The sequence below is a fragment of the Mongoliibacter sp. genome (genome assembly GCF_007692705.1).
GTDB lineage: Bacteria > Bacteroidota > Bacteroidia > Cytophagales > Cyclobacteriaceae > Mongoliibacter.
Window position 1 is genome coordinate 1 of sequence record NZ_REBN01000238.1, and the last position, 8,965, is coordinate 8,965.

General features: G+C 40.5%; 7 protein-coding genes. 2 read left to right on the top strand and 5 right to left on the bottom strand.

From position 1 onward, the window contains the following. Positions 1-160: 160 nt before the first annotated feature. The 3 genes from pruA to EA341_RS16650 all read right to left on the bottom strand — a co-directional run bounded on the left by pruA (position 161) and on the right by EA341_RS16650 (position 3,000). The gene (pruA, locus tag EA341_RS16640; RefSeq protein ID WP_293016295.1) at positions 161-1,795 is read right to left on the bottom strand and encodes an L-glutamate gamma-semialdehyde dehydrogenase; all 1,635 of its coding nucleotides are present in this window, start codon (positions 1,793-1,795) and stop codon (positions 161-163) included. 113 nt (positions 1,796-1,908) lie between these two features. Continuing rightward, positions 1,909-2,604: a YjjG family noncanonical pyrimidine nucleotidase gene (locus EA341_RS16645; protein WP_293016296.1), complete on the bottom strand. Its 696-nt coding sequence runs from the start codon at positions 2,602-2,604 to the stop codon at positions 1,909-1,911. 12 nt (positions 2,605-2,616) lie between these two features. After that, positions 2,617-3,000, bottom strand: a complete 384-nt coding sequence (locus EA341_RS16650) for a metalloregulator ArsR/SmtB family transcription factor (RefSeq protein ID WP_293016297.1) — start codon at positions 2,998-3,000, stop codon at positions 2,617-2,619. A gap of 160 nt (positions 3,001-3,160) precedes the next feature. On the opposite strand from EA341_RS16650, the gene EA341_RS16655 reads away from it, so the two are divergent. Next, on the top strand, positions 3,161-3,784 hold the full coding sequence (locus tag EA341_RS16655) for a carboxypeptidase-like regulatory domain-containing protein (protein WP_293016301.1): 624 nt from the start codon (positions 3,161-3,163) through the stop codon (positions 3,782-3,784). Positions 3,785-4,198: 414 nt separating this feature from the next. Here the strand turns inward: EA341_RS16655 and EA341_RS16660 are convergent, their stop codons facing one another. Continuing rightward, positions 4,199-5,605, bottom strand: a complete 1,407-nt coding sequence (locus tag EA341_RS16660) for an aminopeptidase P N-terminal domain-containing protein (protein ID WP_293016298.1) — start codon at positions 5,603-5,605, stop codon at positions 4,199-4,201. 163 nt (positions 5,606-5,768) lie between these two features. On the opposite strand from EA341_RS16660, the gene pafA reads away from it, so the two are divergent. Beyond that, complete coding sequence (pafA, locus tag EA341_RS16665; RefSeq protein WP_293016299.1) at positions 5,769-7,400, top strand: alkaline phosphatase PafA; 1,632 nt, start codon at positions 5,769-5,771, stop codon at positions 7,398-7,400. Positions 7,401-7,840: 440 nt separating this feature from the next. Here pafA and EA341_RS16670 read toward each other — a convergent pair. Beyond that, on the bottom strand, positions 7,841-8,965 hold a 1,125-nt coding region (locus tag EA341_RS16670), incomplete at its 5' end, for a homogentisate 1,2-dioxygenase (RefSeq protein WP_293016300.1).

Here is an 8,965-nt window from a genome sequence, read left to right on the forward strand (position 1 = left end):
TTTTTAAAAAAATAAGTCAAAAAAAAGACCTCCGGAGCCTTATTCTCCGGAGACCCAATTCCTCTTGATTCTTGGCTCTAAGTTAAACATAGACCTTCGAGGTTTGATAAACCTCAAAGGTCTCTCCTATCTCGCCTCTAATTTCTCGCTTCTATGAAAATCAATCTTTCCCCAAAAACGGATACCTATAATCCACAGGAGATACAAAGGTTTCCTTGATTGTTCTTGGTGACACCCATCTAAGCAAGTTGATCATGGATCCTGCTTTGTCATTGGTACCTGAAGCCCTAGCCCCGCCAAATGGCTGCTGTCCCACGACTGCACCTGTAGGTTTGTCGTTGATATAAAAGTTCCCCGCCGCATTTCTAAGCTTCTTAGTTGCCAATTCTGCAGCATAACGGTCCTGGGAGAATACAGCGCCTGTCAAAGCGTAAGGCGAAGTCTGGTCTACCAATTCCAAGGCTTCCTCAAAATGCTCTGACTGATAGACATATATTGTCAACACCGGACCGAAAATTTCCTCACACATAGTAGTGTACATCGGGTCCTGAGTGACAATGACTGTTGGTTCGATGAAGTAACCTTTAGACTTGTCATAATTGCCGCCAGCGATGATTTCAACTCCGTCTGCTTTATTGGCTTCATCTATATATTTACTGATTTTATCAAACGATTTTTCATCAATTACCGCATTGATAAAGTTGGTAAAGTCTTCAGTCGGCCCCATTTTCATAGAGGCTAAGTCTTCCAGTAAATACTTTTTCACATCTGCCCATAAATTGGAGGGGATATAAGCCCTTGATGCTGCAGAACATTTCTGCCCTTGGAATTCAAACGCTCCTCTGGAAAGCCCCACTGCAACGGCCTTGGCATTCGCAGATTTATGCGCTATGACAAAGTCTTTTCCGCCTGTTTCTCCTACAATCCTAGGATAAGATTTATACCTATGGATATTCTCTCCTATGGTTTTCCAGATATGTTGGAAAACTCCAGTTGAACCCGTAAAGTGTATTCCTGCAAAGTCCGGGTGTTTGAAAATAAAGTCTCCTACTGTAGGACCATCCACATAAATCAGATTGATCACTCCATCAGGTACTCCGGCTTCTTTAAAAACCTGCATCAGAACATTGGCTGAATAAATCTGCGTGTATGCCGGCTTCCAAACCACAGTATTGCCCATGAGGGCCGCAGAAGTAGGAAGATTACCAGCAATCGCGGTAAAGTTGAAAGGAGTCAAGGCAAAAACGAAACCTTCCAGAGGCCTTTGTTCTACCCTATTCCAAACCCCATTCCCTGAAACAGGAGGCTGCTGCGCATAGATTTCTGTCATGTATTTTACATTGAACCTTAAAAAATCTATGAATTCACAGGCAGCATCAATTTCTGCTTGCATGGCATTCTTGGATTGTCCCAACATGGTAGCGGCATTAATCTTTGCCCTGTAAGGCCCTGCCAACAGATCCGCTGCTTTCAGGAAAATCGCGGCTCTTTGTTCCCACTCCATAGATTCCCACGCTTCTTTTGCACCCAAGGCGGCATTGACAGCCTGCTCCACGTGCGATACATCTCCCTCATGAAAATGACCTAACAGGTGTTGGTGATCGTGGGGAGGATTAAGAGGTCTTTTCTTTTCTGTCCTGACTTCCTCACTACCTATGTACATAGGTACATCTATTTGTTGTCCCCTTAGTGTTTTCAACATTTCCTGTAACTCTTTTCTTTCAGGGGATCCGGGTGCGTAACTTTTTACCGGTTCATTGATAGGTTCCGGTACATTAAAAAAACCTTTAAGCATATGTCTTTGAGTTTATATTTTCTAATAAAACAAATATAAGGGATATGGCTTGGAAAACACGTGGAATGCATGACTAGTGGTCAAAGTGTTGTGTAGGGTTTACAATATTTCTATCAAAGCAAACTTTCCAATTCTTTCAAATGTCTGATTATATGGGTGGGCTGATGCGCTATCCCTTTTCCGTGGGGATCAAAATACACATTGTCTATTTGGGAATTGATCGCCCCCAATATATCTGAATTAGGATTATCCCCAATCATCATGACATCTGAGTTTTTTACGGAAAGCGTATCCAAAGCATATTTGAAAATTCTTGGATCTGGTTTTTTATGCCCTGTTGTTTCTGATGTTACAATCAGATCAAAATAAGGACTAAGACCCGAAGCCTCCATTTTTTTTGACTGACTTTCATTAAAACCATTGGTGATGATATGTAGCTTGTAATTTGGCTTTAGGTATTCTAGAATTTCTTTAGAATAAGGCAAAAGATGGGTTTTGGAGGAAGTTCTGTGCATAAAATCATCTTCCAAATCTCTAGGAATACCGTTTGCATCAGCACCCGCCTTTTCGAAAATACTTTTAAACCTAATTTCCCGTAATTCATCTTTGGTTACTTTTCCCTGGTCATACATGGCCCAAAGCTGAAAGTTAATATCATAAAAGGCTTTCAAAAATAAATCTATGGTATGAATTCCTTTGTCCACCAATTGGTAGTACATATAAATTTCAGATAAGGATTCTTTGACGTTGGTGTCATAATCCCATAAAGTATGGTCTAAATCAAAAAAAACGTGTTGGTACTTTTTCAAAATTTTACTTGTTTATTTTCTGTAGGGATTGTTTTCGATTTTATTGATCGCCAGCTCCCTGTTGGAATGCAATATATTATAAACTTCCTGATCCCTGATTAAGTTGATATCTTTTTGGATAAATTTGAAAATCTGTTGGATTATCTCATAGGCCTCATCCAAAATATAATAAAAAATCCACTGGTCTACCCTCCTGCTTCCCACCAGTCCGGCATTTTTGAGATAAGCCAAATGCCTACTGGTTTTGGTCTGTGTAAAGTCCAGTATATGCTCCATATCTGATATGGAAAGCTCTTTGTTCTGCAATAGAAGGTGTAATATTCTAACCCTTGACTCTTCGGAAAGGGCTTTAAATATTCTCATTCCATAATTTAAACTTATATTTTTGAGTCGCATTTAGTAACTTTAACAAATAAAACGAGTTTGAAATTAAAGAAATGATCGCTAAATAGGCTAATATTATGGTAAATAAGCCATGTTTAGGATAGAAAGCCACGATAAGCATCAAAAAATATAAATCCGAAATACATTGAAAATCAAGTACATATATATTACTATTTTCTTTTTGGCATCTTGCTTTTTTCTATCCCTAGATCAGGCCTATGCTCAGGAGAAAGACCGTAGAGTAATCCAACTATCAGGTATAATTCTCAATGCTGATAGTACTGATGCAGTCCCGGGTGTCAACGTGTACGTTCCCAAAAAAGGTAGGGGAACAAGTTCAGGAAGATATGGGTATTTTTCTATGCCGGTTTTGGAAGGGGATAGTGTGATTTTTAGTTTTATTGGATTGAAGCGCCAGACTTATAAGGTACCTGCTGTGATGGAAGATGATAAGATTAGTCTTATCGTGACCATGCAAACGGATGAAATTGCCCTTTCAGAAATTGAAGTAATGCCTTTCCCTTCCGAGGAAGAATTCAAAAGACAATTGTTGGCAGCCAATTTTGATGCTCCCATGTCAATGGACGTCCAGGGAAGTCTAAGTCCGGAAACCTTGCTACGTTATGCTGAAGGTATGGATGCCTCTGGGAATGAAAACTGGAGATATTTCCAGCAGGGGCAGATGATGCAGATACAAGATAGATACGGTCCGCGACCGTTTACTTTGGTGGATCCATTTGCATGGTCCAGATTTATTCAATCCATCAAACGGGGTGACTTGAAAAAACGGGACTAAGGATATTAAAAAGTGTAAATACGGAATGTTACCCTTAATCAAATAATGAACCACTCTGTATACCAATTCGATACTTTTTGATACCTGCCTGTCGCAAGTTGGATACTATTGGATAACTTTTCCCGACTTATCGAGATTGACCTCAACAACCAATAAAATTAAATATTGAGATTCCTGACAAAGAATCATAAAACAAATAGCCCAAACTCGAAAAGTAAGTTTGGGCTATTTATTTTTATATCCGAAAAGAGGCGATTACTAAGAGAGAACAATATCTATTTCTAGAATCAGGATAATGAATATCCTAACCCACTTTCCGGCCGGCAGGTATTAATCTAATATCGATGAGTATCTTTTCAAAATAGGGTTTTAGGTTAAACGTGCATTGACGCAGATATCCCTATTGTTTTTCCTTTATTCTTCTATCCCTTGAAGTTTTTGTAATACACCTTCCTCTTTCATGATGGCCTCTATATCCTCAACAGTCTTGGGTACAAATGCACTTAAGTTTCTGTAACCTTCCTCTGTAATCAAGATATTATCTTCAATTCTAACCCCAATACCCCACCACTTTTGATCAACATCACTGCCTTCAGGTATGTAGATACCAGGCTCAACAGTCAGTACCATTCCTGGCTCCAACTTCCCGCTTCCACCTCTATCATGTACATCAAGTCCTAAATGATGACCTGTTCCATGAGGAAAGAATCTGTGGTTTTCCCCCTCTTTTACCAAGCCTAGCCTGACAAGTCCCTCATCCACAACTTTTCTTGCAGCACGATTGATGGTTTGGAAATCCGAACCTGGTTTACAGGCTGCTATACCTGCTTCTAAAGCTTCCAATACTATTTCATAGATTGCTTTTTCCTCTTCAGAAAACACCCCCTTAATAGGAACTGTCCTGGTAATATCCCCTGAATATCCCCTATACTCAGCTCCTACATCCATCAAAATCAGGCCTTCCTGCAGGTCCGTCACATGATTTTCCACATAGTGAAGAATAGTAGCATTGTTTCCCGCTCCAACGATTGAGCCATAGCCCACCTCTTCCGCACCCATAGCTTTATGGACAAACTCATGAACTCCCTGAATGGCACGTTCAGAGACTCCAGGCTTGATTGACCTGAATGCTTCTATATGTGCTTTTCCTGAAATAACCACTGCTCTTTCCAAAATCTGAAGTTCTTCCTCTGTTTTTACCGCCCTCATTCTTTCTAATATTCCAAGCAAGGTATTATTTCTAGAAACTTCAGCCTGTAAATTAAGCATGCTGGTTTTCTGAAGCATGGCCTTAAGTGGTGCATTGTGTTTGCCTCCTTCTATTTCCGCCATTGCCAAGGAAAGCACAGGGCTAACTTTATTCCAATCTAAATCCGGCGATTGCATAAACTCTTCATTGAGATAAACGTGTCTGAACCCCAACTTCTCTTTCACACCTTCAACACCAAGTCTTTCACCATCCCATTGTTCTCTTAACGGATCTCGGGGCTGCACATACATGACTTCCTTAACTTGTTCACCATTGATGGTTTGCGGACTTTGAAAAATGATCAAGGCCGCATTGGGCTCTCTAAATCCCGTCAGGTAAAAAAAGTCTGAATTAGGCCTGTATTGAAATTCCGTATCATTTGATCTGTTCTTGATAGGATTGTTAAAAAATATAGCTGCCCCATTTGGCGGTAACTGTTTTCTTAAAACTTCTCTTCGTTCTTTGTGGAATTCAGCACTCAAACCATCTGCAAAGTATGACTGTGAAAATGCGAAATTGATAACAAGAAACAGAAAGAAAGTCAGTGTCAGTGTTTTCTGAAATGGGTTCATATTTGTTCAAATTATTGGACCTGAAAGATAATACAGTAGGAATAAATTTCGGAACCAATCGTATAAAATTAACCATGTGGGAAAGGCGAGGTGCATTTAACCTAAAAATAACAGGAACACCTCAGCTTATCCTTATATTTGTGGCAAATCAATGATTAATCAAATGAAGAGTTTCCTCAGTGTTATCCTGATTGTTATTTCCAGTATTACTGCATTTGCACAAAACAAATCACCTGAAAAGCCAAAAATTGTGGTTGGCATAGTCGTCGACCAGATGAGACAGGAGTATTTTTATAAGTACCAGGAAAGGTATTCCGAAGGAGGCTTCAAACGTCTGATGAACGAGGGCTTTATAATGAAAAATGCCCATTATAACTATATCCCAACTTATACAGGGCCGGGACATGCATCTGTCTACACTGGCACCACACCTGCCACTCATGGTATCATTGCCAACAATTGGTATGTTCGAAATCTTGACCGTATGATCTACTGTGCTGAAGATAGCACAGTAACAGCAGTAGGAGGAAGCGAAAAAAGTGGACAAATCTCTCCTCGAAACATGCTCTCTACGACCATTTCGGATGAAATGAGATTCTCTACCAACAAAAGATCTAAAGTCGTCGGGATTGCCCTAAAAGACAGGGGTGCATCCCTGCCGGCAGGGCATACAGGGGACGCTTATTGGTATGATAGCAAGACAGGTGAATTCATGACCTCTACCTATTACCATGAGGAATTACCAGATTGGGTAAAGGCCCTGAATAATCAGAAACTCGCCGAAAAATATCTCTCTCAAAAATGGGAAACTTTATTTCCCATTGAAACTTATATTCAAAGTATTGCAGATGACAACCCATTTGAAGGCCCATTTATTGGGATGGAGACTACCTCTTTTCCACATGATTTACCTGCTTTGATGGAAGATAATGACAACTATGGACTGATTTCAACGACTCCCTTCGGAAACAGTATTACTTTGGATATGGCCTATGCGGCTATAGAAGGAGAGCAACTGGGAAAGAGAGGAGAAACAGATTTACTTGCAGTAAGTTTTTCCTCTCCTGATTATATCGGACATAGATTTGGGCCAACATCTGTAGAAATTGAAGACAATTACCTTAGGCTGGACAGAGACCTGGAAAAGTTTCTCAACTTCCTGGATCAGGAATATGGAAAAGGAGAATATTTGGTTTTCCTGACAGCTGACCATGCCGTAGCTGATATCGTAGACTACATGCTAAGCGAAAATGTCCCTGCCGGAAATTTCAATACTCGGTCGGTTTTAACGCAAATGAGAGGATTTTGCGCCATCAATTATGGAGAAGGCAACTGGGTTTCCAACTTCTCAAATGAGCAGGTTTTCTTCAACCATGAATTGGCAAAGGAAAAAGGGATAGAAGTCGAGAAAATCCAAAGAGAGGTTGCTGAATTTCTACTAGCAAGGTATCCAGGTATCAAAGAAGTTTACACTGCTACTGATATGAGAAGATTGGAATACTTGGAAGGTAGGAAAAGCTTGTTACAGATGGGGTATAACCACAAAGCATCAGGGGATCTGTTGCTGATCCTAGAACCAGCCTGGTTAAGCAGCTCCTGGAAAGGAACCACGCATGGAACAGGTTACACTTATGACACCCATGTGCCCATTGTTTTTATGGGTTGGAATGTTCCGCAGGGCTCAAGTTCAAGGTATGTAACCATTACAGATATTGCTCCTACTCTTTCTATGATGTTGGGCACCAGGTTGCCTAATGGATCTTCTGGACAACCGATTTTAGAGATTTTGAATTGAGAGGGATAAATTACGATTTTAGAATTACGATTTACGAGGGTGTTGTCATGTTCTGATTTTGCTTGACACTCTTTTCATTGATTTTTTTATGCTCCTACCTTCCCTGTTTTTGGCGAAAAACATTCTTCAGAATTGGCCTTTTTTCGGCCAAAAATCATTTATTATGTAATCTTCAGATCCCAGGGTTAAAACCCTGGGCTTCTATTACATCTATCACCCCTATGGGGTTTGGCAAAATCGTCATATTCAGGGCAAACCCTTTCAAAACCGTCTTTCGGTCTTCCTATTTGCCGACTTCGTCTACTTCATCGGAATTCGGACACCTGACATCCATGCTTCGATGATACGGACAAGCTTTTTTCTTGGCACTTGAGTGTCTTGTCATGTAGTTCTTGGATCTTTTATCTTGTTTCTTGTCTCTCGCTTCTCGTTTATCGCTTTTATTCCTTCCAACTCATCGGGTATGCTGGATCTACAAAATCCAAACCCTCGGTAGTGACAAACAGTGGCTTGAAAGTATCCAACATGACAGCCAACTCCTCTGTCGCTTTAGCTCCAATAGACTTCTCTACGGTACCTGGATGTGGCCCGTGGGGCAATCCTCCAGTATGAATGGTAAAAGACCCTCTATCAATTCCTTTCCTGGACATAAATTCTCCTTCTGCATAATACAATACCTCATCAGAATCAATGTTACTGTGGTTGTAAGGAGCCGGAATGGCCAATGGATGGTAATCAAATAACCTTGGCACAAAAGAACAAATCACAAAGCCCCATGCTTGAAAAGTCTGATGTACAGGAGGTGGCTGATGGATTCTGCCTGTAATAGGCTCGAAATCATGAATAGACAGGGCATAGGGATATAGATATCCATCCCAACCGACAATATCCAAAGGACTGTGGCCATAAGTATAAGGGTGAAGCATTCCTCCCTTTTTGATTTTTACCAAAAATTCTCCTTTTTCCGATTCAGTATGCAGCTCTCCAGGAGGTCGAATATCCCTTTCGCAATAAGGGGAATGTTCGAGTAATTGACCTACTTCATTCCTATACCTTTTTACCGTCTCAATAGGCCCCTGGGATTCTATGATCAGTAGCCTTAAAGGGCCTTCTTCCTTCCATTCAAAGCGGTAAATGGTTGTTCTTGGAATCACGATATAATCTCCTTGTCTTACTTCAAGCTTACCAAACTGAGAATAAAGAATACCCTCACCATCATGCACATAAATCAATTCATCTCCATCTGCATTTTTGAAAAAATAATCCATTTTTCTCTGTTCAGGCGAACAGATGCCCATCATGCAATCACTGTTCATCATCAGCATTTTTCTGGCACTAAGGTAGTCCTTACCTGTAGTTCCAACACCCGCTGTTTTTAGATGTGTTTGCTTGAGTCCATAATCTTTGGCAGGCTCCCAGTTGTAAGGAATAGACTTCCCTATAGAAACAACATTGTTTGGGTTGTGTATATGGTAGAGGTTAGAATAAATACCGGAAAACCCTTTGGAGCTCACAAGTTCTTCCTTGTACAGACTTCCATCAGGCTGCCTGAATTGGGTATGTCT

Excerpts from the sequence above, each read along its gene's own strand:
- pruA (WP_293016295.1), bottom strand. The coding sequence starts at position 1,795 with ATGCTTAAAGGTTTTTTTAATGTACCGGAACCTATCAATGAACCGGTA.
- EA341_RS16650 (WP_293016297.1), bottom strand. The coding sequence starts at position 3,000 with ATGCGACTCAAAAATATAAGTTTAAATTATGGAATGAGAATATTTAAA.
- EA341_RS16660 (WP_293016298.1), bottom strand. The coding sequence starts at position 5,605 with ATGAACCCATTTCAGAAAACACTGACACTGACTTTCTTTCTGTTTCTT.
- pafA (WP_293016299.1), top strand. The coding sequence starts at position 5,769 with ATGAAGAGTTTCCTCAGTGTTATCCTGATTGTTATTTCCAGTATTACT.